This is a genomic window from Pseudofrankia inefficax (genome assembly GCF_000166135.1).
Lineage (GTDB): Bacteria > Actinomycetota > Actinomycetes > Frankiales > Frankiaceae > Pseudofrankia > Pseudofrankia inefficax.
Window position 1 is genome coordinate 4,707,315 of sequence record NC_014666.1, and the last position, 22,368, is coordinate 4,729,682.

Annotated in this window: 18 protein-coding genes; 9 read left to right on the forward strand and 9 right to left on the reverse strand. The window is 71.3% G+C overall.

Features of this window, described 5'->3' with window-relative positions; genetic code table 11:
- Window positions 1-202: 202 nt before the first annotated feature.
- Window positions 203-1,186, reverse strand: a complete 984-nt coding sequence (locus tag FRAEUI1C_RS19115; RefSeq protein ID WP_013424976.1) for an LLM class F420-dependent oxidoreductase — start codon at window positions 1,184-1,186, stop codon at window positions 203-205.
- Window positions 1,187-1,296: 110 nt separating this feature from the next.
- Window positions 1,297-2,760: an MFS transporter gene (locus FRAEUI1C_RS19120; RefSeq protein ID WP_013424977.1), complete on the reverse strand. Its 1,464-nt coding sequence runs from the start codon at window positions 2,758-2,760 to the stop codon at window positions 1,297-1,299.
- Window positions 2,761-2,912: 152 nt separating this feature from the next.
- Between FRAEUI1C_RS19120 and FRAEUI1C_RS19125 the strand changes: the two genes are divergently transcribed.
- From FRAEUI1C_RS19125 to FRAEUI1C_RS36480, 3 genes are all read left to right on the forward strand, one after another.
- Window positions 2,913-3,581 (forward strand): TetR/AcrR family transcriptional regulator, encoded by a 669-nt coding sequence (locus FRAEUI1C_RS19125; protein ID WP_198318601.1) that lies wholly within the window; start codon window positions 2,913-2,915, stop codon window positions 3,579-3,581.
- A gap of 258 nt (window positions 3,582-3,839) precedes the next feature.
- Window positions 3,840-5,309, forward strand: a complete 1,470-nt coding sequence (locus FRAEUI1C_RS19130) for an aldehyde dehydrogenase (protein WP_013424979.1) — start codon at window positions 3,840-3,842, stop codon at window positions 5,307-5,309.
- A 192-nt stretch (window positions 5,310-5,501) separates the two neighbouring features.
- Window positions 5,502-6,194: a CLIPPER-2 domain-containing protein gene (locus tag FRAEUI1C_RS36480; RefSeq protein ID WP_013424980.1), complete on the forward strand. Its 693-nt coding sequence runs from the start codon at window positions 5,502-5,504 to the stop codon at window positions 6,192-6,194.
- Window positions 6,195-6,442: 248 nt separating this feature from the next.
- On the opposite strand, the gene FRAEUI1C_RS19140 is transcribed toward FRAEUI1C_RS36480, so the two are convergent.
- The gene (locus tag FRAEUI1C_RS19140; RefSeq protein ID WP_063748001.1) at window positions 6,443-7,273 is read right to left on the reverse strand and encodes a methyltransferase domain-containing protein; all 831 of its coding nucleotides are present in this window, start codon (window positions 7,271-7,273) and stop codon (window positions 6,443-6,445) included.
- A 355-nt stretch (window positions 7,274-7,628) separates the two neighbouring features.
- Between FRAEUI1C_RS19140 and FRAEUI1C_RS36485 the strand changes: the two genes are divergently transcribed.
- A complete protein-coding gene (locus tag FRAEUI1C_RS36485) occupies window positions 7,629-8,324 on the forward strand; it encodes a TetR/AcrR family transcriptional regulator (RefSeq protein ID WP_013424982.1) in 696 nt (231 codons plus the stop codon).
- Here the strand turns inward: FRAEUI1C_RS36485 and FRAEUI1C_RS19150 are convergent.
- The gene (locus FRAEUI1C_RS19150; protein WP_232425051.1) at window positions 8,321-9,448 is read right to left on the reverse strand and encodes an ABC transporter substrate-binding protein; all 1,128 of its coding nucleotides are present in this window, start codon (window positions 9,446-9,448) and stop codon (window positions 8,321-8,323) included. The genes FRAEUI1C_RS36485 and FRAEUI1C_RS19150 overlap by 4 nt on opposite strands.
- Window positions 9,449-10,196: 748 nt before the next feature.
- Entirely contained in the window at window positions 10,197-11,168 is a 972-nt protein-coding gene (locus FRAEUI1C_RS19155) for an LLM class flavin-dependent oxidoreductase (protein WP_013424984.1), read from the reverse strand.
- A gap of 328 nt (window positions 11,169-11,496) precedes the next feature.
- On the opposite strand from FRAEUI1C_RS19155, the gene FRAEUI1C_RS36490 reads away from it, so the two are divergent.
- Complete coding sequence (locus FRAEUI1C_RS36490) at window positions 11,497-12,933, forward strand: HNH endonuclease (RefSeq protein WP_157734984.1); 1,437 nt, start codon at window positions 11,497-11,499, stop codon at window positions 12,931-12,933.
- A 100-nt stretch (window positions 12,934-13,033) separates the two neighbouring features.
- Here the strand turns inward: FRAEUI1C_RS36490 and FRAEUI1C_RS19165 are convergent, their stop codons facing one another.
- From FRAEUI1C_RS19165 to FRAEUI1C_RS19175, 4 genes are all read right to left on the reverse strand, one after another.
- Entirely contained in the window at window positions 13,034-13,615 is a 582-nt protein-coding gene (locus FRAEUI1C_RS19165) for a hypothetical protein (protein ID WP_157734985.1), read from the reverse strand.
- Window positions 13,616-14,500: 885 nt separating this feature from the next.
- Window positions 14,501-15,370, reverse strand: coding sequence for an alpha/beta hydrolase family protein (locus FRAEUI1C_RS19170; protein ID WP_232425052.1), 870 nt, complete (start codon window positions 15,368-15,370; stop codon window positions 14,501-14,503).
- A gap of 605 nt (window positions 15,371-15,975) precedes the next feature.
- The gene (locus FRAEUI1C_RS39655; RefSeq protein ID WP_013424988.1) at window positions 15,976-16,236 is read right to left on the reverse strand and encodes a hypothetical protein; all 261 of its coding nucleotides are present in this window, start codon (window positions 16,234-16,236) and stop codon (window positions 15,976-15,978) included.
- A 392-nt stretch (window positions 16,237-16,628) separates the two neighbouring features.
- Window positions 16,629-17,588, reverse strand: a complete 960-nt coding sequence (locus FRAEUI1C_RS19175) for an alpha/beta hydrolase (RefSeq protein ID WP_013424989.1) — start codon at window positions 17,586-17,588, stop codon at window positions 16,629-16,631.
- Between the two features lie 303 nt (window positions 17,589-17,891).
- Between FRAEUI1C_RS19175 and FRAEUI1C_RS19180 the strand changes: the two genes are divergently transcribed.
- From FRAEUI1C_RS19180 to FRAEUI1C_RS19195, 4 genes are all read left to right on the forward strand, one after another.
- Complete coding sequence (locus FRAEUI1C_RS19180; protein WP_013424990.1) at window positions 17,892-18,611, forward strand: response regulator transcription factor; 720 nt, start codon at window positions 17,892-17,894, stop codon at window positions 18,609-18,611.
- Between the two features lie 13 nt (window positions 18,612-18,624).
- Window positions 18,625-20,028, forward strand: a complete 1,404-nt coding sequence (locus tag FRAEUI1C_RS19185; protein ID WP_013424991.1) for a sensor histidine kinase — start codon at window positions 18,625-18,627, stop codon at window positions 20,026-20,028.
- A 91-nt stretch (window positions 20,029-20,119) separates the two neighbouring features.
- On the forward strand, window positions 20,120-20,740 hold the full coding sequence (locus FRAEUI1C_RS19190) for a hypothetical protein (RefSeq protein WP_013424992.1): 621 nt from the start codon (window positions 20,120-20,122) through the stop codon (window positions 20,738-20,740).
- A gap of 115 nt (window positions 20,741-20,855) precedes the next feature.
- Window positions 20,856-22,310: a cytochrome P450 gene (locus FRAEUI1C_RS19195; protein WP_013424993.1), complete on the forward strand. Its 1,455-nt coding sequence runs from the start codon at window positions 20,856-20,858 to the stop codon at window positions 22,308-22,310.
- Window positions 22,311-22,368: the final 58 nt, after the last annotated feature.

A 22,368-nucleotide genomic window follows, 5' to 3' on the forward strand; every position in this document is an offset into this window, starting at 1 on the left:
GCTTCTTGGCCGCGCGACATCCGCCAGCCCCGCCACAGCGGTCCGAGCGCCTGGCAAACCAGACAAAAGCCGCCACCGGCACCCCGGGAGGCCACCAGGCGCCCACAGTCGGGCACGGCCCGCAGCGGTCTCCCGGGACGGGCGCATGCCGGAACCCGCGTCAGCGAGAGCCGGACGCGGGTCAGCGAGGGGCAGACGTCGGTCAGCGAGGGGCGAGGTCGCGACAGGCCTGGAGGGGGTCTACGCCCGGCGCGGGCAGGACGAAGATCACGGGAACGGTCACGCCGTGGGCGACGTACTGGGCGAGGTGCTCCCGGCAGGCCTCCGGCGGCCCGTGCACGATCAGCTCGTCGACGACGTGGTCCGGGATCGCGGCCAGCGCGCCGGCCCGGTCACCCGCGGCCCACAGCTTCCACATCGGCTCCAGCGCGTCGCGGCCGAGGTCCTGGTGGAAGGCCTTGTAGACGCCGACGTTCAGGTAGGCGGCGATAGCCCGGCGCCCGATCCGGCGGGCGGCTTCGGCGTCGGCCGTGGGCACGACCATCAGCCGGGCGACGATCTCGCGTCGCGCCGCCGGGGTCACTCCGGCCTGGCCGAGGACCGCCGGGGCGATCCGGGCGACGTCGGGCGCGGACAGCCAGTTGAGGATCGCGCCGTCCGCCTCCGCGCCGGCGAGCGCGAGCATCTTCGGCCGCAGCGCCGCGACCAGGAGCCCGGGCGCCGGGTCGGGGATGATCGCCGACCGGAAGCCGCGCACGGCGAACGTGTCGAACTGCTCGTCGATCCGCTCGCCGGCCAGCGCCCGGCGCAGGAACCGCAGAAGGTCCCGGGTCCGGGCCAGCGGCCGGGTGAACGGGACGGCGTTCCAGCGTTCCACGATCACGTCGGACGAGGACCCGAGCCCGAGCGAGAACCGCCCGGGGGCGGTCGCCGCCAGGGTCGCCGCGGTCTGGGCGAGCAGGGCCGGGCCGCGGGTGAACACCGGGGCGATCGCGATGCCGAGGTGCACGTGCTGGGTGACGGCCGCGGCGACCGCCAGCGGGGTGAACCCGTCCGTCGAGGTGCCCTCGCCCGTCCACAGATCGGTGTAGCCGAGGCCCTCCAGCTCCCGGGCCACCTCCGCCTGGCGGTGCAGTGGCACCCCGTCGACGGGAATCGTCATCCCCCAGCGCGCACTGCCAGTCACGAGCCCTCCGACCGTCCGGGAACAACCAACCCCAAGCCAGGCAGCCGCATTAAAGCAGCCGGCCGCACGGACCGTCAGATTTGATCGGACGCGCGCGGCTCCGCTCCCGATCAGGCTTCCGACGTCGCCGCCGTTGAGGCCCGCGAGGCGCGAGCGCGCAGCGGCGCCGCGATCACGAGCGCCGCGGCCACGGCGGCGAGCGCCAGGATGGCGATCGTCACGGCGTTCTGGAACTGCGAGACCTGGGCGTTCGTCCAGTGCGGGCTGGCGATGTCGCCCACGAAGATCGCGGCGAGGACCGTCCCGCTGACGGCGACCCCGATGGCGTTGCTGACCTCCTGCGCGGTGTCGCTGAGAGCGGCGCCGAGCGACGTCCGTTCCGGCGGCAGTCCGCGCAGCACGTTCACGGCCGAGGTGATCATGACGACCCGCATGCCCGCGGAGACGAGCACCAGGGCGACGGCGATCCACCCGTAGCCGGATCGGCCCAGCAGCCCGTAGATGGCGAGTCCCGCGACCACGGCGGTCGCGCCGAGCGTCGTCGAGCGACCCGCGCCGAGCCCGTCCACGATCCGGTCGACGAACGGGCCGATCACGATCATCGTGATGACCAGCGGGAACATGCCCACCGCGGCCAGGGCCGGCGACCATCCCCAGGCCAGCTGCAGCTGCAGGGTGACGGTGTAGGTGAGTCCAGCCGTCGCGAGGCCGAGGGCCGACTGGTAGGCGAGCCCGCTCGCGACCAGCGGGCGGGCGACGAGGCGCAGGTCGACGAGGGGATGGCGGGCCGCGCGCTCGCGCAGCACGAAGCACCCGGCGCTGACGACCGCGCCGGCGGCGCAGGCCCACGCCAGCCGGGAGCCCGCGCCGATCTGCACGAACAGGGTCGGGGCGACCAGCGCGAGCGCGATCGTCAGCGTGCCGAGCACCGCGCCCGGAACGTCGATCGGGTCTCGGTGCAGGTCCTCGGCCGTGTCGGCCGGAATACCCGCGCGGATGCCGATGGCCGCGAGAACGGCGACCGGCGCGTTGACCACCAGCAGGACCTGCCACGGCGTGACCGCGAGCAGCAGGCCCGCGACGGTCGGGCCGACGGCGACGCCGACCAGGCCGACCGAGGAGATGACGGCGCTCGCCCGCATGCGCAGCGCGTCCTGGTCGAACAGCCGGAAGGAGAGCGCCATCGAACCGGGCGCGGTCATGGCTGCCGCGGTTCCCATCACCAGGCGGACGACGATCAGCTCGTCGGCGGTCCGCACGAACAAGGTGCCGAAGCTCGCCACGGCCAGCAGGCCCAGGCCGACGAACATCACCCTGCGCCGCCCGAACCGGTCCGCGACGGCGCCGAAGAACAGCATCAGACCGCCGAAGACGACCGTGTACGAACCGGTCACCCATTGCAGCTGCGTGGTGGACGCCCGCAGGTCCCGCCCGATCGTCGGCAGCGCGACGTTCAGGAGGGTGTTGTCCAGCATCTCCACCAGGAAGACCGCCGAGAGGCCCACCATCGCGGGCCACACCGCGCGCAGGGACCGCGGCGCGCCAACGGCATCGGACGTCAGAGCCTGCGTCATTCCCACTCCTTTTCTTCGCCAGGGCGGGGCCGCGCAGACCCGCCTGCACGACCGGGGCCGGCGTCGTCGCCGGGTTCCTCGCGCGGCCCTCTGGAACAGCGTTCCATCGCGACACTCTGGAACAACGTTCCAGCCATGTCAAGATGGTGCCCATGGCGACCAGGGCGCAGCGGACCGACCGGCGCGCGGACGCGCTGTCGAAGGAGCGCATCGTCGAGACCGCGATCGAGATCCTCGACACCGAGGGCGAGAGCGCGCTGACCTTCCGGGCGCTCTCGGCCCGCCTGGCGACCGGGAGCGGGGCGATCTACTGGCACGTCGCCAACAAGGAGGACCTGCTCGCGGCGACCACCGACGACGTCCTCGCCCGGGTCGTGACCGGCGAGGTCACCGGCGCCCCGCCGCAGGAGGCGATCCGGGCGATCGCCCTCGGGATCTTCGACGCGATCGACGCGCACCCGTGGGTGGGCGCCCAGCTCTCCCGCGCGCCGTGGCCGTCCGCGATGCTGCGGATCTTCGAGAGCGTCGGCCGGCAGCTACAGGCGCTCGGCGTCCCCGAACGCGCGCAGTTCGACGCCGCGACCGCGCTCGTCAGCTACATGGTCGGCGTGGCCGGCCAGAACGCCGCGAACGCCCGCCGCGTCGCGCCAGGCACCGACCGATCGGCCTTCCTGGGGACGGTCGCCGCCCAGTGGGCGCGGCTCGACCCCGCGCGGTACCCGTTCGTGCGCCAGGTGGCGACGCAGCTGGCCGAGCACGACGACCGTGCGCAGTTCCTCGCCGGGGTCGACCTCTTCCTCGCCGGCGTCGCCACCCTCTGACAGCCGGTCACGGCGGCTCGCGCACCGCGCATCGCACTCGCAATGCTGTTGTTGCTTCGCCCTGTTTGTCATGACACGCTGCTCGCCAGGTTCGTCACGCGATCGGCGCGGGTGGTGCGGCAAGGCCCCGGGTGGGCCGGGCCCGCCCGAGCCGGTCGCCGGCGGTGGCGAACGTGGCTCGGAGAGATCCGCAGCCGGATTCTCGCGGCGTAATCCGACGCCGTCGTGTCGACCTCCCTCTCGCGCGGAGCTGTAGCCATGTCCATTGCGCCACCGCAGACCTCGTCCGTCATCGTCAAGGACCGCCTGTTCGTCGGCGGAGAATGGGTCGCGCCGGCGGGAACCGGCACGATCGACGTCATCTCGCCGCACACGGAGCAGGTCATCGCGACCGTCGCCGACGCGAACGGCGCCGACATCGACCGGGCGGTCGCGGCCGCCCGCACGGCCTTCGACGACGGCCCGTGGCCGCGGACCTCCCCCGCCGAGCGGGCCGCGATGATCCGGGCGATCGGCGCGGCGATCCAGGCCCGCGCGCAGGAGTTCGCCGACACGGTGACCGCCGAGATGGGCGCGCCGTCGACCTTCGCCCTGTTCGGCAACACCCTGGCCGCGGCCATGGTCCTGGACGGCTACGCCAGCGTCCTGGACACGTTCCCGTTCGAGGAGGAGCGCCCGGGCCTGCTCGCGCCGGTCACCGTCATCAAGGCCCCGGTCGGCGTCTGCGCGGGCATCGTCCCGTGGAACGTGCCGCTCTTCCTGATCGCGACGAAGATCGGCGCGAGCCTCGCCTCCGGCTCGACGATGGTCATCAAGTCGGCGCCAGAGACCCCGCTGACCGGCTACCTGCTCGCCGAGGTGCTCCAGTCCGTCGGGCTCCCGCCCGGCGTCATCAACATCATCACCTCCGGCCGGGAGAACAGCGAGCTGCTGGTCCGCCACCCGGGGGTCGACAAGGTCTCCTTCACCGGCAGCTCCGCGGTCGGCCGCCGGATCGGCGGGATCTGCGGCGAGCAGCTCAAGCGCTGCACCCTGGAGCTCGGGGGCAAGTCGGCGGCGATCATCCTCGACGACGCCGACGTCTCGACCGCGCTGCCCGCGCTGATGCCGGCCGTGTTCATGAACACCGGCCAGGTCTGCGCCGCCCAGACCCGCGTCCTGGCCCCGCGTTCCCGCTATGCCGAGATCGTCGACGGACTGGCGGACCTCGTGGCCGAGACCAGGGTCGGCGATCCCGCCAACCCGGAGACGGTCGTCGGGCCGCTCGTCGCCGAACGCCAGCGGGACCGGGTCGAGGGCTACATCCACGCCGGCGTCGACGAGGGCGCCAGGCTGATCCGCGGCGGCGGGCGGCCCGCGCTCGACCGGGGCTGGTACGTCGAGCCGACCCTGTTCGCCGACGTCGACAACGGCATGCGGATCGCCCAGGAGGAGATCTTCGGCCCGGTCCTGTCGGTGATCCCGTACGACACCGAGGACGACGCCGTCCGCATCGCCAACGACTCGAACTACGGCCTGTCCGGCTCGGTGTGGACCGGCGACCCCGAGCACGGGGCCGCCGTCGGCAGGCGGGTCCGGACGGGCGTCATGGCGATCAACTCGGGCACGGTCGTCGAGCTGAAGAACCCGTTCGGCGGGTTCAAGCAGTCCGGCATCGGCCGCGAGATGGGCGCCGAGGGCATCGCCGCCTACCTGGAGACGCAGACCCTCGTCCACCCGCACGGCTAGGGCCGCGTCTGCCGAGGTCCGCCTCGTCCCGGACCGGCAAGATCGCCGTTTCCGCGCTCGTGTGGCTGTGACCGCGGCGGTTTTGTGACCAGGTGACCCCCCCGGGCCGGCCGGCGTGGGGGCCGCGACGCGCCGCGGCGGCCCGGCACCGAGCCTTGGTTACTCTGTGTAACACTCGGGCCCGTGGTGCGGATGGCGGGGGGTCGCCGGCTGCCGCGCGGGGTCCTCGCCCGGCGCCTCGGGCTGCTGGCGGTGGCGGTCGGGCTGGCGGCGGCTGGCCTGCTGACGTCGTTGCCGGCCGGGGCCGTGGGCACTCTGGGTCCCGGCCAGGACACCGGCTCGACCGGAACAAGCTTCACGCTCACGCGGGCCGACGCGGCGAGCATCGGCCTAGCGGCGTTTCCCCAGCTGGCGTCGTCGTTCGCCTCGGCCGGCGTCGTCCTGCAGTTCCGGTACACCGTGACCAACACCGGTGCCGTGCCGCTGACCGGCGTCACGCTGCTCAGCTCGCTGGCCCGCGCCTCCGTCCGCTGCGAGGGGACGACCCTCGCGCCCGGCGCGTCGACGGTGTGCGTGGCGACCTATACGACGACCCAGGCTGATGTCGCGGCCGGCGGCGTCACGAACGTCGCCACCGCCACCGGCCAGCCGCCGACCGGCCCGGCCGTCGACTCGGCGCCGGTGTCGGTCACGATCCCGGCTCGCGCCGTCCCCGGGCCGTCGTTCGTGTTCATCCCGGTGCCGTTCCCGGTGGGCGGGCAGCCCGGCACTGCCGCGGGCGTTCCGGGCGCCGGCGTCATCGGGGGCGCGGGGGCCTGGGCAGTCGCCGTCGCGCCGGCCGGGACCAGCCCGCTCGGCAGCCAGCCGGTCGCGGTCACCGGCTGACCCGGCGCTCGTCTTTCGGCTCGACCGGCGCCGAAATCGGTGGCCGGCCGTTGTCCCGGCATTTCCGGCTCCGCGTCCCGCGTCCCTGGCGGCGGGCTTCCCGCAAACGGCTATTCCGCAGCTCGCCGGAGGTCCGCGCCGATCGGTTTCGGCGGGACGGTTCCGTCACCTTTCAGTGATCGCCGTCCTGGCCCTGAAGTGGTCGGGGTCGGCGACTTTCCGCGACCACTACCGGGCCAAACTCGCGATCACATGCGCTGAACTTTTGCGGACCGGACCGCGCGGACGGAAGCTGTCGTGAAGGAAACCATCAGCTGACCGTCGGCGAGCTCCGGGCCGAAACCGGTTCTCGGGCCGCCGGAAAGCTCGGCGCGCAGGTCGGCGACAACGGCGTCCCGGTCGGCGGCGGGCGTCAGGATACGGTCGAGCGGAAGTGTTCCGCGCTGGCCCAGCGCGCTGGCCGCGAGCGGGCCGAGCCGCGAGCGCAACTGCTCCTCGAGTTCCGGGTAGAGCAGCGCGCGGGCGTGCGAGGGGTCGAGCTTGCGATGCAGCGCGTCGAACGGTTCGCGCAGGTCAGGGCTCGGCGCGACCATGTCGGAGATGGCCACGGACCCGCCCGGCCGGCACACCCGGACCATTTCCGCGACCGGCTCCCCCGGCCGCGGGAAATGATGCAGCGCCGACCGGGAGAACACCAGGTCAAAGGATCCCTCGACGAACGGCAGCCGCGCGGCATTGCCCTCCTGCAGCAGGACATTGGTGATACCGGCCGCGCCGAGCCGGTCCGCGGCCAGCCCCAACAGGGTGCCCGTGAGATCCAGCCCGATGACCTGGCGAACATGCGGGGCCACCTGTTCGGCGAGATGACCGGCGCCGCACGCGACGTCGAGCACAATCATGTCCGGGCGCAATGCCCCGAGCCACGATGGTGCCGGTGCCAGCGGGGCGGCGAAGACGGCGTCATTCCCGGTGAACAGCTTCGTCTGCTGGTCGAAGGAACGGCGCACCGTCACGTCGTGGTCGTCTCCGGCGGGCTCGACTGATGGGCCGCCCCGATCGGCGCGCCGCGTTTCGCTCATGACCTGATGTGTACAGGCAGAAAGTCGCCCGCGTCTCCGCCCGTTCGGCCACAGATCGCGCTCAACTGGCCAGGACCCGAGAGTCGAGCCGACGCTGCGCGAAGCACCCAGGCTCGCTGGCGGGCCCAGGCGGTGCCGGAAGTCGCCGGCCCGGTCGAGGCTGCCCGTCGGTGCCCAACCCGCGTACGCCGCTGTTGGTCGTGGTAAGCAGCAGGACGGGCGCGGTCAGGACGCACGCTGCGGCTCGGGCCACCACGCGCCACGACGTTCGCGCGGCGGCGAACGGGCGCCCACCCAAAGATAGGTGAGGATATCCTCACGTTTTAGAACACTGACCTCGATCAGGAGACCGTAGATGCCGCGTGACGTCGGAGTGCGGGTACACGCGCGGCAGGCGCGCAGTGCCGCCACGCTCGAGCGGATCCTCGAGGCGGCCGGCGGGCTGTTCGACGAGGTGGGCGTGGACGCCACGACCATGGACGCGATCGCCGACCGGGCCGGCGTCTCGATCGGCTCGGTCTACCGGTTCTTCGAGAACAAGACCGCGCTGAAGACGACGCTGTCCGCCCGGTGGGCTGACCACCTCCGGCAGGCCGTCGAGCCGCACCCGATCGGGGACACGACCCCGGCCGCGGGACTGCGCGCCGGCCGGCACGCGCCGCCGCCGGCCGGGGCGGACGGCGCCGACGACGCCGACCCTATGGCCGGCATCGACAAGTCGGTCGCACGGTTCGTCACCGCCCTGCGCCAGGTGCTCGACGAGCTGCCCGGCGCGAAGGGCCTGCTGGCGACCACCCTGCGCGAGCCTCCCGGCGAGACGGGCCCCTGGATCACCTACCTCGACGGCTACATCGCCCACTACGCCCCGAACCTGCCGGCCGAGCGCCGGGCCACGGCCACCCACGCCTACCTGACGATCACCGCGGCGCTCATCCTGTCCGCCGTCAGTGCCGGTCCGGCGCTCGACCGGCACCTCGACGAGGTCCGGACGGTGCTCGCCGGCTACACCCGCGAGCTCGCCCGGGAGTCCGCCGCGGCCCGGGCCGGCTAGCCCGCGCCGCCCGAGGCCGAGGCCGTGCCCGGGACCAGTCGCTGGCCGCACCACTGCGCCGACCCGTCGGGCTTCTTGATGACGTCGAAGCCCGTCGCCGCCGCGTTGACGCGCACGAAGGCGTAGCAGGTGTTGGCCCTGCCGCGGTTGTCGGAGAGGTCGATCGCGCCGGGGACGAGGCCGCCGGCGTCGTAGTCGCGCACGGCCCGCAGGTTCTTGATGAAGGCCGCGCGGGTCGGGCACGGGCCGGCCGCCTCCAGGCCCCGCACGAACAGGTCCGTGCTGATGTAGGACGCGACGGCGACCTCCTGGTCGGGCTCCGCCAGCTCAGGGGCGAACTGCGCCATCGCGCTCTCGTAGTTGGCGATCGCCGGCGACTTCGCCTCGAACGGCGTGTAGTTGAGCCAGATCGTCAGTCCGGCGATCGAGGGGCCCTGCTGGCGCACGAGCTGCGGGTCGTAACCGGTCGGGCTCAGTACGACCTTCGGGTTGCCGCCACGGGCCCGCACGGCGGCGAGCGTCTCGGCGATGCTGCTCATCGCGACGGTGCCGACGATGACGTCCGCCTTGCTGGCCAGGATCTCGTCGGCGGCGCGGGCGGCGCTGCTCTGCCCGGTCGTGTACCCGACCCGCTTGACGGTCGTGATTCCCTGGCTGGCCAGGCTCGCCACCAGCTGGTCGGCGATCCCCGCCGAGGCGCCGGCGCCGTCCTGGAGTACCGCGGCCTTTGTCCCGCCCTGGGCCTTCGCGTATTCGCCGAAGGTGCTGACCAGGGAGCCGGAGACGAACAGGTAGGAGAACGAGAACATATTGGCGTGGTCGTTCCAGAGTGACTCAGCCGTCAGGCCGGTCACCGGAATTCCGTGCTGGTCCAGATATCCCGCGGACCCGGAGACGGCCGTGCTCAGCTCGATGAGCCCGAGAACTCCCTGGTTCTCGACCAGGTCCTCGGCAGCCGAGGCGTTGACGCTCGAGGTTCCCGCGTCGTCGCGCCATTCGAGCTGAATCTGGCGCCCGTCGACGCCCCCATTGGCGTTGGCGAGACCGATGCGGCCTTCCACGGCGCTGCGCGCCGATTTGAACGCCTCAGTCAGGGAGCCGGTGTCCGGATAGATCAGCCCCACCTTGATCGTGTCACCGCTGACGCCCGGAGTTGTGCAGTCCGCGGCCCGGGCGTGGGTCGCGCTCCCCGGCCCCGCCGCACACCCCGCGGCGACCACCGCCGCGAGGGAGGCACCGAGGACGACGGCGCGCCGTCCCGGGCGCGTGGCCGGTAAGGCCGGGACGGAGTCACCGCCCGCCTGGGACCGGACCGGTTCCGACCGGCGACGCGGGCCTCGGCCACCACGCGCTTTCCCCACAGGCCTACCTCCAACTGTTGAGCCATTGTTGATTCGCCGCCCAACGGCCGCGCCGGGGTCCACCGCGCGATCACAGCGCGACTGACACCACCGTTAGACAATCTGAAACATGAGTTCATCCTCAGCTATCGTAGGGATGTCGCCGAAGCCCGTCCAGCCGTGCCGATTGAGTGAAGATGGGGTGAGCGGTCACTATCTTTGACGCGAGAATATGATTCTCATCTCGCGTGATTCGCGCGCGGCTTAGGACGCGTCCCACACGGCGCGATCAGCACGATTAGCGCCGGCCCAGGCTCTATCCGCAGCGCCCGCGGCGAACCTGGCCGCGTGTGCGAGCCGTTCGGCCCGAACTCAGGCCAAGACAGAGGGGCCGCCACCGATCCCGGCGACGACCCCTCGTTTCTTGATCACTATTTGCGCGCCCGGACGGCCGCCTTCGAGGCTGAGCGCGACCGTCTCAGCCCCGACGCCGCGACCATGGCCAGCGCACGCCAGCCGTCCGGCGGTTCGCTCAGGCGAACGCGGGCAGGACCTCGCGCTCGAACAGCCGCAGGCTCGACCAGGCAAGGTCGATCGGCATCCCGCCACAGAACGGGTGGAAATGCGCGAACGGCACCGGCGCCGCCGCCAGCTCGCCGATGTACTGCTCCGGCGTCAGCACCCGCAGCCGCCCCGCCGCCCGCAGGGCCTCAAGGTCGGACACCGTCCGGTACGGGCTCGCGAGGTCGTCCTGCGCCTGCCACGCCCCGTAGGCGTTCGTGTGATGCAGAAAGTACGGCCCCATCCGCTCCCAGCCCCGGTCGGCGTCCTGCGCGAGCGCCACGGTCTGGGACGAGCCGGTCGGGCTCGGCCCCGGGTCCGGCCGCCCCAGCAGCCGCACCTCGTCCCGGTAGAACTCCCAGACCCCCGGATCGGTCGGCACGAACCCGTCGGCGATCCGCGCCGCCCGCCGCGCCGCCGGCTCACTGCTCCCGCCAAGCTTGATCGAAGGCCCACCAGCCCGGAACGGCGCCGGGGTCACCTGCACCTGACGACCGCGGTACTCGAACGGCTCCCCGGTGAACGCCGCCTTCAACGTCGTGACCAGCTCGGTGACCCGCCGAGGCCGCTCCTTCATCGAGACGCCGTACATCGCGAACTCCTCGCGCACATACCCGCCCGCGACGATGAGGTCGACCCGGCCCCGGCTCAGGTTGTCCAGGACGACCAGGTCCTCGGCCAGCCGCAGCGGGTCGTAGAACGGCGCGATCAGCGCGGTGATCGCGAAGCGCACGTTCGTCGTCCGGGCCGCCATCGCGGCGAGCATCGGGACCGGGCTTGGTAAGTACCCGTCCGCCGAGCCGTGGTGCTCCGCGACCGTGATGTTCACGCAGCCCAGCTCGTCCGCCCACTGCACCATGTCCAGCGCCGCGGCGTACCGGTCCGCCATCGCGGTCCGAGCGAAGTCCGGGTTGCGGAAGTCAAAGTGCAGGCCAAACAGCATGCCGGCATGCTACGAGAGCTGCGGTTCCGTGGCCATAGTTTGACTTCGCCTAATTTCTGTGTCGTGGACTGGGCGTGTCGGCAGCCCCGCATCGGGGGCCGCGTCGCTCGCCCGCGGACCCTGACCTCCACGACGCCACCATCCACCACGGCGCCGGTTCGGTCGCGCAGCACCGGGCACAGTCGGAAACGCCGACCTCACCGCCACGACGCCGACGGCGATCCCGGCCCGCGCTGACCGCCGTGGAGCCAGCCTCCCGGAGAGCCGACGGATGCAGCGCGGAATCTCCTCTATCAAGCCTCCGCGACGTCCGCCGTACCGTTAGGTGGTGGATCTCGACGACGCCATAGATGCGCTGGCGATGCTCCGGATGGCGTCTCGCCAGGGCGCACAGCTGCCGTATCAACCGCTAGTGCTGCTGTGGGCGGCAGAGCGCGCCGCGACAGAGGACACTCGACTGACCCGGTGGTCACACGCCCGGGCCGACCTGGCCGCGATGCTCGCGACGAACAGCGACGAGGACCGAAGGCGGGCAGCGCCGGAGTATCCCGTCGTCGCGCTACGTGGCTCGCCTCTGTGGGAGATCGAAGCCAGCTCGCCACCGCCTCCTGCGCATAGTTCGCAGCCGCGCCGCTGGCTGGACCGCGAGGATCCCGCGTTTGGTCTCTCCGCACCTGCCTTCGAGCTCCTGCGCGACGCACAGTCGCGCGAACGGTTTGTCACGGCGCTCCACGAAGTCGTAGAGCAGTCCCGGCCTCCGACCGCAGATCTCGCGCAACGGAACGACGCGTCTGCGCCTGTCGTCGCGGACGCTGAGGGCCGTGCCTGGAGCCTGCTCACAATCGACGAGTCCGAGCGACAGTTTTCCGGCAACCTCGGTTACTCCGACGTGCTTGGCAGCACCTACGTCTGGGACAGCACTGTAGCCAATCACCGGGCCGTCCAAGCCGGGAGCTTGGCGGTTTTGCGCGATAACCGCATGGTACTCGGTACCGGTTGGATTGACGAGGTGGGCACGACGACATCGGTCAAGATCCGCCGGCGCTGCCCCTCCTGCGGTGCTACCTCCTTCAAGACGCGGCGCACCGTCGCGCCCAGATACAAGTGTTCACCTTGCGGAACCGTATTCGATAATCCCAGTGAGGAGCAAATCGACGTCACGGTCTACGTAGCGGACTACGCACGGACATGGCGGCCGGCCGAGAGCCTGACAGTAGCGTCTCTTGAACCTGTCTACATGAACCAGAGCAAGCAGCAGTCAATCCGCCCGCTCAACTTCGCGAGGCTTAAACCGATCATCTCCATGTCCGCCGGTTTGGGCGCGCGCTGGTGGACAGACGCGACTCCGGCCCACGTGCCTGGTGGCCACGGCTTGGCCATCGGCAAGGTGCGCATCGGTCAGACAAAGTTTCGTGCGGCTCTGCGTCAGCGTTTCGGCGACGCGTGTGCAATCACAGGCGTTCAGCCGCCGGACGCTATCGAGGCCGCCCACCTCTATCGATTTAGCGACACGCCAGTCCACGATCTGAGCGGCGGGTTGTTGCTCCGACGGGACCTGCACGCCCTCTTCGATCACTTCCAGGTGACTATCGACGCTGAGACCTGGACGGTGCGCGTCGCACCGTCCCTGGCGGCGGACTTTCCCGATCTAGCCAAGCTCGATGGCGCGCCGCTGGCCATCCCTCCCCACCTGCGACCGCGAGGTGACTATCTCCGCGTTCACATGGCCTGGGCACTCGACCAGTGGGCAGCGCATCCAGACTGAGGCTCTGGACAGCCCTGGGTAGTCAACAATGCGCTGGACGTCCAGCCGACGCCCGCAGACATCACCGGAGGTTGGGGACCACGTGATCGGGCGGTTCGGCCTAGGGTCCAAGAGGCCCCGATGGGGAACCAATGTCGGCGCGAGCCGCCTCGATCATTTCTTGAAGAGATCGCCGCAGGTCATTCCAGACCTGCGAGGTGCGGATAAATGCGTCTGCCTCCTCGCTTACGGTTGCCTCACTCATGTGGCGCAGCAGGCCGGTCACCGCATCGAGAGAGTCGCTGCCGGCCTTTGCTGCCGCCGCGGCCTCGTCTGAGCCGACGACCTGAATCTCAATCACCTGCCGGGCGACCTCACGAGAGACGACAGCCAGGTCCTCCAGGAGCGCTCTTTGCTCCCGAGTTGGATCGTTCGTTCTCGTATAGCTGTCGGCAAGCAGACTATCCAATAGTCTACTGTACTGGTCCGCCGCCTTTTCCAGGCTTAGCACTATTGCGGAGTACAGTAGGCGGCGCTCCTGGCGCAGCCACTTATGGTGGTCCTGCCGGTACTGCCGCTCGGCACGCTGCTCCTCGACCACAGTTCTTCGGCGTTCCCTGTACTCCGCCAGTATCCCGGCAATAGAAACGCCGGACAGCGTTGCGGCTGACGAGATTATCAAGGGTGCGATCGCCGTTCCCACAGGACAGAAGTCTGTCAGATTCATCCACCGCCGTGACCGGATCGAGGCGATCGGGACGGCCCACTGGCCAGTACCCACAGCAGAGTCCGGACCGCGCCACGGCAGGCATCGGCGACGCCTCCTGGAGGTTGGCCGACGGCGCACGCACTGCTCGTCGACCGCGGTGGGCCTGCCCCAACTGTGACGGCGGCCCGCACTCCGACAGACGACAAAAGCTGCCACGGGCTGACAGGTGTGCATCCCTGCGAACCGCGCGTCCGGTCGACGGACGTCCGTCCGCAGCCCGCGATCGGAGGATCCCCGCATTTCTGAGGCGCCGAGATCAGACTGTCCTACGCTGTGCTGGTCCTCACCAAAGGCGCGGAGACCCCGGATGGCCACGTCCTGCGACGAGGAGGGAGTGGCGGCCCGTTCCAGTGGGGCCACGTCCGGGAAGCGCTCCGTCGATCGCCGCCCTCGTCGTGTCAACGCTCATCGCAAATCGTCATGCAAACGCGGCCGACGGCGCCGATCGTATTCCGTTCATCCTGGAGGTCTTCGGCAAGTTCAGCTCCGGGAAGTCCATCGACGACCTTCTCCTGATGTCGGCAAGATCGCTTTTCCGCCCTCGCATAGTTGTGTCCGCGGCGTGTTGTGACCACGCGAGGGCCGAAACGGCGATCAAGCCAGCGGGCGGACCTAGCCGGACACGGCAATAGATGGCGACGTCCAACATGCTCGTCAGCTACGCGTGTGGCCGGCAGCAGGATTGGCCGGCCGCGTCACGGCTTGGCCGACACCGAGACCGACACCGACCTCGATGCAAGCCATCGCTCGACGTTTGTGGACCTGCCGACGAAGCCTACGGAACAGAAGGTTGAGACAGCCTGGACCCGGCCGGCAGCCTCAGGTCGCCGTCTGGTAGGTCGCGAGGTCAGAGCTGCCGACCTCGGCCGGCAGTGCGTGCAGCGCGGTGAAGTCGCCCTTGAGGTAGGCGTCGAGGAACGCGGTTTCGGAATGGACGAGGGCCTGGCCGGCCGGGCCGTAGAAGATTGTCACGTGGTTGGCGCCGTGCAGGGTCAGGAAGTAGCGCGGTCCGCGCAGCGTCGTGAAGATGTCGGTGCTCTTGGCGACGGGAACGGTCTGGTCCTGGTCGCCGTGCAGGAGGAGCAGCGGTATGGGCGGGTTGCCGTCGAAGGTTCCCTTGAACGCGGCGAGGGTTCCCGCCATCGATACGACGGCCTTGACTCGGGGGTCACGGCAACAGGAGAGGTAAGCCGTCGCTAGCGTGGTGGCGGCGCCGAGTGAGTGGCCGGCGATTGCCAGGCAGTTCGCCTGGACATGGCCGGCCAATGGCGTGCCCGCTGTCGCGCTCCACGTCGTCAGCGATGTGATGACGAAGCTGACGTCGGCTGGCTGGTTGGGCAGATCGAAGATGGTCCCACCCGGGCCGCTGGAAAGCGGGAACGTCGGCGAGGCGACGACATAGCCCTGGCGGACCAGCGGCGCCGCGATGACGGCTGCCACGTTGGCGCCGGTCGCGGTGACCCCGTGCGACAGCACGACCAGGGGGAACCGGCCCGGGGCTGGACCGGCGCCCGCGACGGCCGGCGCGTCCGTTGCCGCGCCGGGCACCGCGGTGGTCGGGTAGGTCACGACTACCGGGATCGTGCGGTCGGGCTTGCGGGGCAGGTTGCGGTCCGGGGCAGCGTCCGTCGGCCGGCTGTGGTCGACGAAGGTGACCTCGGTCTGGCCGACGCCGTAACCGCCCCGCACCGAGGCAGCCGGATCGCCGGCTGGCAGGCATCCCTGTTGGGCGACCGAAGTCGTCGCCGCTGGCCGCGCCGGCGCACCGGAAGCCGACGTACTGGAGCACGAGGCGACCAGCAGGAGCCCGAGGGTGGCTATCCCGCCGACTACCGGTCTCCGCGAAACCCGTCGGTGTAGTCCGACCATCCCGATGCTCCTCGCCGCGTCACAGCAGCCCGTGCCCGACCGAGTCCGATCAACGACCGCCTCGGTGACGATAGCGGGGGCCGGCGCCACGCGTCCGCCAGTCCGTCAGGCCGCCACGTGCCCGCTGCAAGCCTGTGCCGAAAAACCGTTCACGCCGGAGCGACCCCGGGTGGCTGGAAACTACCGGCCCTGCACCTCCGCGGGATCGACCGAGCTCCGGCCCGCGAATAGTCGGCCTGGCGACTTCTTCGCCGCAGCGCCGTCTCGCCTCATGGGCAGTAGACATTGCCGCCGACCGGTGGGGTCGACACGTATCGTGCAAGCTCGCCATCGGCGCAGTACTGCGGGTGTCTTTCCGCATAGACGAGAACGAGCGCACTCTGGGTTGATCAGCAGCGTGAATCGAACGGTAGGTCGACGGTTACTCAACGGCAGTAGAAGAAACCGCCAGTCGGCGAGGTCACGATGTATTGTTCGCGGCTCACATCGGAACAAGACTGCGGATGCCGACCCGCATAGACGAGGAGCAGAAGCACTCCCACGATCAGCATCAACAGCGAGAGCGCGCCGAGTATCCGATCCCGGCGCGGCCGAGATAGCGAACCGACCTTGGCCGTGGCGCTCCCGTTGACTTCTTCAGTCGACTCGGTGGGTCTTTCCCTCACACCTTTGGGCTTGAGTTCCACCTGTGAAGCACCTCCGGGCGCGGCCTCCGGATACGGCTCCGATCGCCGAACTGGCAGCATAACTCTGCTGGAAGGCAAGGTCCAGCGTGCTGGTCAGCCGCGCCGACCATCAGCGGCAGCGCCCGCCGGGCGCCCAGTCCAGCGCGGTTTCTGCGGGGTCCAGGGCGGATTCCATACCCAACTGGCGATCAACGTGGCCTTGCACCGTAGGGTGTGAGGGATGATCGCGGGTCGGGTATGGAAACGGTCGCCCGGCGCCCCATTTTGCCGGATTTATGCATACCAAGCTGGCGATCATGACCGGAGATTCGGCTGAGACTGGCCGGAGATCTCCAGCTGGGTATGCGATTTGGCCCAGGCGAGCTGAATCGAAGTCCGAAAGGGACGTCGGCTTACTCGCGGGCGGCTGCGGCCAGGAAGGCGCTCGCCTGCGCGACGGCCGCGACGGCGGGGGTGGTGTCGTGCAGGGCGTTGAGCATGACGAAGTCGTGGATGACGCCGCCGTAGCGGGCCGCGGTGGTCGGGACGCCCGCGGCGCGTAGTCGAGCGGCGTAGGCCTCGCCCTCATCCCGCAGCACGTCGGCTTCGGCCGTGATGACGAGTGCGGGCGGCAGGCCAGCGAGTTGCTCCAGGCTCGCCCGCAGCGGGGATGCGGTGATCTGCGCGCGTTCGGCCTCGTCGGCGGTGTACTGGTCCCAGAACCATTTCATGCCGTCACGGGTCAGGAAATAGCCCTCGGCGAACCGCTCGTACGAACCGGTGTCGAACGCCGCGTTGGTGACCGGGTAGAAGAGCACCTGCCGGACGAAGCGGACGTCCCCGCGTTCCTTCGCCAGCAGGGTGAGCGCGGCGGCCATGTTGCCGCCGACCGAGTCGCCGGCCACCGAGAGATGCGAGGCGTCGAGCTTGTTCGCCGCGCCCTCCCGGACGATCCAGGCGGCGGTCGCGTAGCACTGCTCGACGGCGGTGGGATATCGCGCCTCGGGCGAGCGGTCGTACTCGGGAAAGACGACGGCCGACTGTGCCCCGAGGCAGAGGTCGCGCACCAGGCGGTCGTGGGTGTGCGCGTCGCCGAAGACCCAGCCAGCCCCGTGCACGTAGAGGATCACCGGCAGGATTCCCTGCGACCGCGGCGGCCGGACGATCCGGACCCGCAGCGGCCCGGCCGGGCTGTCGATCTCGGTCCACTCCTCGTCGACCAGCGGTTTGAAGATCTCGCTGCTCTGAACGTCGTCCACGGCACGGCGCCCCTCGGCGGGCGGCAGCTGGTAGAGGAACGGCGGGTTCCCGGTGGCCTCCGCGAAGGCCTGCGCCGCGGGCTCGAGGGTGAGGCCGTGCGGGTTGGCGGGCATACGGCGCCTTTCGCGAGTCGGACGGCGGGAGCGCGCGCCCGGGGCACGCCCGACCGGCTGTGCCATCGTCACGCCACCGGGCCAGGACCGCCACGCGGCGGACTCGCCGGCCCGACCGGCCTGGGCGCCGTGACCGGGCTCTGGACAGGTGGTGTTCGGGACGCAGCGGCGACGGTCCGCCCCGGTGGGGGTCGTTCGAACGGAACTCATATGTTCATCGGATGAGGTGGCCGGGACGCTGACACGGCGGCCAGAGACACGGTGACCAGAGACACCGTGGCCAGAAGCGAGGTCGGGGGCGGCATGGCGGGGGACGGGCCACGGCTGCTGGTCGTCGACGACGAGCCGAACATCCTCGACATGCTGCGGATGGCGCTGCGGTTCCACGGCTTCGACGTGGTCACCGCGCGGTCGGGCCACGAGGCCACGGCCGAGGTGACCGCTCGGCGCCCCGACCTGCTGGTCCTGGACATCATGCTGCCCGACGGCGACGGGCTGGAGCTGTGCCGGCGGTGGCGGGAGCAGGGCGTCGAGGTGCCCGTCGTGTTCCTGACCGCGCGCGACCGGCACGCCGACAAGATCGCCGGGCTGACGTACGGCGGCGACGACTACGTCACGAAGCCGTTCTCGATCGACGAGCTGGTCGCCCGGATCCGGGCCGTGCTGCGCCGGACCCGTCGGGAGCAGGCCGCCGACACCGGGACGGCGCCGCTGACCTTCGCCGACCTCACCCTGGACGAGACGACCCACAGCGTCACCCGGGCCGGCCAGCACGTCGAGCTGGCCCCGACCGAGTACCGGCTGCTGCGCTACCTGCTGGTCAACCCGAACCGGGTGCTGTCGCGCGAGCAGATCCTCGACGCCGTGTGGGACACGGACTACCGGGGCGGAGCCACCGTGGTCGACCAGTACGTCAGCTACCTGCGGCGCAAGCTCGCGCCCTACGGGCCGCCGCTCATCCACACCCAGCGGGGCTTCGGGTACGCGCTGCGCGACGGGCAGCCCGGCCCCGGTCCGGCGTGACCGGGCAGGCGCCGTGACACTGCGGGTCCGCCTCATGCTCGGGCTGCTGGTCCTGCTGGCGATCTGTCTGGGGACGGCCGGGACGGCGAGCGCGCTGGCATTGCGGTCCCACCTGACCCAGGAGACCGACGACCGGCTGGAAGGGGCGCAGAACCTGATCGACACCCGGGGCGTCGCGCTGCTGACCCGGGTCGTGCCGCTGCTCAGCGGCGTCGCCGCGCAACGGGTGATCACACCGACCGAGTTCGTGGTCGAGCTGCGCCAGGCGAACGGAACGACGGTCACGCTCGCGGGAGACACCGCCCAGCCCGCGACCGGCGGCCGGCTGCTGGCCGCCGTCCCCGACCTGGACCGCCGGATCGCGGCGGGCGCGCCGTTCACCCTCGTGGCGGCCGGTACGCGGTACCGGGTGGTGGTCGGCGCGCTGCCGGGTGGCATCACGGATCTGGTCGCGCTGCCGCTGCGGCCCGTCGAGGCGACGACCAGCCGGCTGGTCGCGGTCGAGGCGGTGGCCGCCGCGGTCGTGCTCGCGGTGGGCGGGGTGGCGGCCTGGTTCCTGCTCGGCCGGGGCCTGCGCCCGTTGCGCGACATCACCGGCACCGCGGCGGCGATCGCGGCCGGCGACCTGGAACGGCGCGTCCCGCACGGCCGGTCGCGCACCGAGACCGACCGCCTCGCCGCCGCCCTCAACATCATGCTGGCCCAGATCGAGACCGCGTTCGAGGGTCGGCGTCGCTCCGAGGAACGCCTGCGCCAGTTCGTCGCCGACGCGTCCCACGAGCTGCGGACTCCCCTGACCTCGGTGCGCGGCTACGTCGACATGCTGCGCCAGGGCATCGTGCCGCCGTCGGGCACGAACGACGCGCTGCGCCGGGTCCAGGACGAGACCCGCCGGATGAGCACCCTCGTCGACGACCTGCTGTACCTGGCACACCTCGACGAGGCCCGGCCGCTAAAGCTGTCCGCCGTCGACCTGGCCGCGATCGTCCGGGACGCCGCCGCCGACGCCGCGGCCGTCGAGCCGGACCGTCCCCTGTCGGTCCAGGTGCCGCCGGAGTGCCAGGTCGTCGGCGACCCGGACGCGCTGCGGCAGGTGATCGGCAACCTGCTGGCCAACGTCCGGGTCCACACCCCGCCGGGCACCCCCGCGACAGTCAGCCTCGGCACGGCCGCCGATGGCGACATCCACCTGGAGGTCCTCGACGAGGGTCCGGGCCTGGCCGCAGCGGACCTCGAACGGATCTTCGACCGGTTCTACCGTTCGGCGGACGGCCGCGACCGAGGCCGCGGGCGCGGCGGGAGCGGCCTCGGGATGTCCATCGTCGCGGCCGTGGTGGCGGCGCACGGCGGCGGTGTCACGGCCACCAGCCCGCCCGGACAGGGCCTGACGGTGCGGATCTCGCTTCCGGCGCCGTAGCCGGGGCCGGGCCGGACTGCCGCCGAATCCCTCACGTCGTTGCTGGGCGGCTCACATCGAACCCGCATGAACCGGTGGTCTGCTCGACGTCATGGGGCATCCCGGCACCGACACCGCGCAACGCGACGACCCGGCACTCCCCGACGGCAGCGACGACCGGGACGACCGCGAACACCAGGACGGCCGGGCACGCCGCCTCGGCGGACGGGGCACCCGGCTACTCCAGCTCGGCGGGGCGCTGGTGGTGCTGCGGGCGGTCCAGGCAGTCGTCGCGGTACTCGCGGTCACGGCCGTCGGGGTGTCGCGGCTCGTCCGGCCCGCTCCGGGGCTGCACGTCAGCGGACTGGCCGAGGTCGCGCCGACTCCGCTGACCACCGGCACAGCGCTGGCCATGGTGGTCGTCGCCGCCGGCCTCGCCCTCATGCTGCTCCCCCGGCGCCAGGTGTTCGCCGCGTTCGCGGGCGTGAAGGCCCTCGCGCTGGTGGTGGCCTCCGCGTTGACCGGGGCGTTCGCGCCCGGCTCCGCCGCGCTCCGGGTCGCCGTCGCGGCGCTCGGCATCGGCGTCGCCGTCGGGCTGTGGCCACTCGCCAGGCGGGCGGCGCTGCGCGTCCTCGTCGCGGCCGGGCTGCCACACCCGCCCGGCCGCGCGGGCGACCTCGCCCTGGCGCTGAAGATCGCTCTGCTCGTGGCCCTCGTGGCGGTCCCACGTTGACCGCGCGCGCTCGCCCGTCCCACGGCGGCGACCCATGGACCGGCCCCGCCGTCCCCCGCTGCACCGATGCCCCGACCAGGACAGACCAGTTTCCGATCATGGAGGACAGCACGCGATGACGCCACCCGCTGCCACCGCTCCCCCCACCTCGCGGCCACGGGCCGTCGGCGAGGTTCCCGGCCAGTCCGGCGGCCCGCTGGCCGCCGTCCGGAGGCTGCGCGCGGACCCGCTGACCAGGCTCACCCAGCTGCGCGACGAGCACGGGCCGATCGTGCGGCTCTCCACCTGGCCGGTGTCGGCTTTCCTGGTGTCCGATCCGGCGGCGGCCGCTGACGCGCTGGTCAGCGGGCATCGCGCGTACGCCAAGGGCGCCGTCGTGCGCGGCGCCGGCTCCCGAACGAACGTCACCCAGCCGTTGACCTATCTTCTCGGCGACGGCCTGCTGACGAGCGCCGGTGACGTGCACCGCCGGCAACGGCGGCTGATCCAGCCGCTGTTCCACAAGCACCGCATCGCCGAGTACGGCGAGCGGTTCGTCTCCGTCACGGACGACACCGCGGCGACCTGGCGGGACGGCCAGCGGCTCGACCTGCACGCCGAGATGACCGAGATGACGTTGGCGATCGTCGCGCGGACCCTGTTCGACGTGCCGCTCGACGACGAGGTCGTCAACGTGGTCCGCGACGCGGTGGCCCGTAACCTGCCGGCCGCCCGGCGCGCGGCCATGCCCGGCTTCACCCGCGTCGAACAGCTCCCGGTGGGCGGGCCGGCGCGCCGTCGCGACAGCCGGGAGGCACTCGACCGCGCGGTCTACGAGATGATCGCCGATCGACGCGCCACCGGGGCCACCGGCTCCGACCTGCTGTCGCTGCTGCTGGACACCCAGGACGCCGACACCGGTGAGCGGATGGGTGACAGCCAGATCCGCGACGAGGCGATGACGCTCCTGCTCGCCGGCCACGAGACGACCGCGAACGCGCTGGCCTGGACGTTCCACCTGCTCGGCCAGGCCCCGGACGTGGCCGCGCGGCTGCACGCGGAGCTGGACACGGTCCTCGACGGCCGGTCCCCCACGTTCGAGGACCTCCCCCGGCTGGCCTACACCAACGCGGTCTTCTCCGAGTCGATGCGGCTGTTCCCGCCGGTCTGGGCGATGGGCCGCCATCTCGTCGAGGACCGGGAGGTGGCCGGGTACCTGCTGCCCGCCGGGTCGACCCTGGTCTTCAGCCAGTGGGTGATCCACCGCGACGAGCGCTGGTGGCCGGACCCGACCCGCTTCGACCCGAACCGCTGGCTGGACGGGGACGAGCCCGGCGACACCGGTCAGTCGGGCCTGGCCGGCGGTCCGCACGCCCCTGGCCGGCCGCGGTTCGCCTACTTCCCCTTCGGCGGCGGGCCCCGCCAGTGCATCGGGAACACCTTCGCGGTGGCCGAGGGCGTCCTGGCGCTGGCGACGATCGCCCGGCGCTGGTCCTTCACGGCCGCGACCGGCGATCCGGTCGTGCCCGAGCCGCTGGTCACCCTGCGCCCCAAGGGCGGGCTGCCGATGATCGCCCACCTGTGGCGGTGAGCGCTGACTTCTCCTCGCACTCGCTCGCGGCTCACACGGCCCTCACATGTGGCTCGCA

Coding starts and splice junctions, on each gene's coding strand:
- FRAEUI1C_RS19195 (WP_013424993.1), top strand. CDS start 20,856: ATGACGCCACCCGCTGCCACCGCTCCCCCCACCTCGCGGCCACGGGCC.
- FRAEUI1C_RS36485 (WP_013424982.1), top strand. CDS start 7,629: ATGCCGCGTGACGTCGGAGTGCGGGTACACGCGCGGCAGGCGCGCAGT.
- FRAEUI1C_RS19125 (WP_198318601.1), top strand. CDS start 2,913: ATGGCGACCAGGGCGCAGCGGACCGACCGGCGCGCGGACGCGCTGTCG.
- FRAEUI1C_RS19155 (WP_013424984.1), bottom strand. CDS start 11,168: ATGCTGTTTGGCCTGCACTTTGACTTCCGCAACCCGGACTTCGCTCGG.
- FRAEUI1C_RS19190 (WP_013424992.1), top strand. CDS start 20,120: ATGGGGCATCCCGGCACCGACACCGCGCAACGCGACGACCCGGCACTC.
- FRAEUI1C_RS19175 (WP_013424989.1), bottom strand. CDS start 17,588: ATGCCCGCCAACCCGCACGGCCTCACCCTCGAGCCCGCGGCGCAGGCC.
- FRAEUI1C_RS19180 (WP_013424990.1), top strand. CDS start 17,892: ATGGCGGGGGACGGGCCACGGCTGCTGGTCGTCGACGACGAGCCGAAC.
- FRAEUI1C_RS19140 (WP_063748001.1), bottom strand. CDS start 7,273: ATGAGCGAAACGCGGCGCGCCGATCGGGGCGGCCCATCAGTCGAGCCC.
- FRAEUI1C_RS19120 (WP_013424977.1), bottom strand. CDS start 2,760: ATGACGCAGGCTCTGACGTCCGATGCCGTTGGCGCGCCGCGGTCCCTG.
- FRAEUI1C_RS36480 (WP_013424980.1), top strand. CDS start 5,502: ATGGCGGGGGGTCGCCGGCTGCCGCGCGGGGTCCTCGCCCGGCGCCTC.
- FRAEUI1C_RS19130 (WP_013424979.1), top strand. CDS start 3,840: ATGTCCATTGCGCCACCGCAGACCTCGTCCGTCATCGTCAAGGACCGC.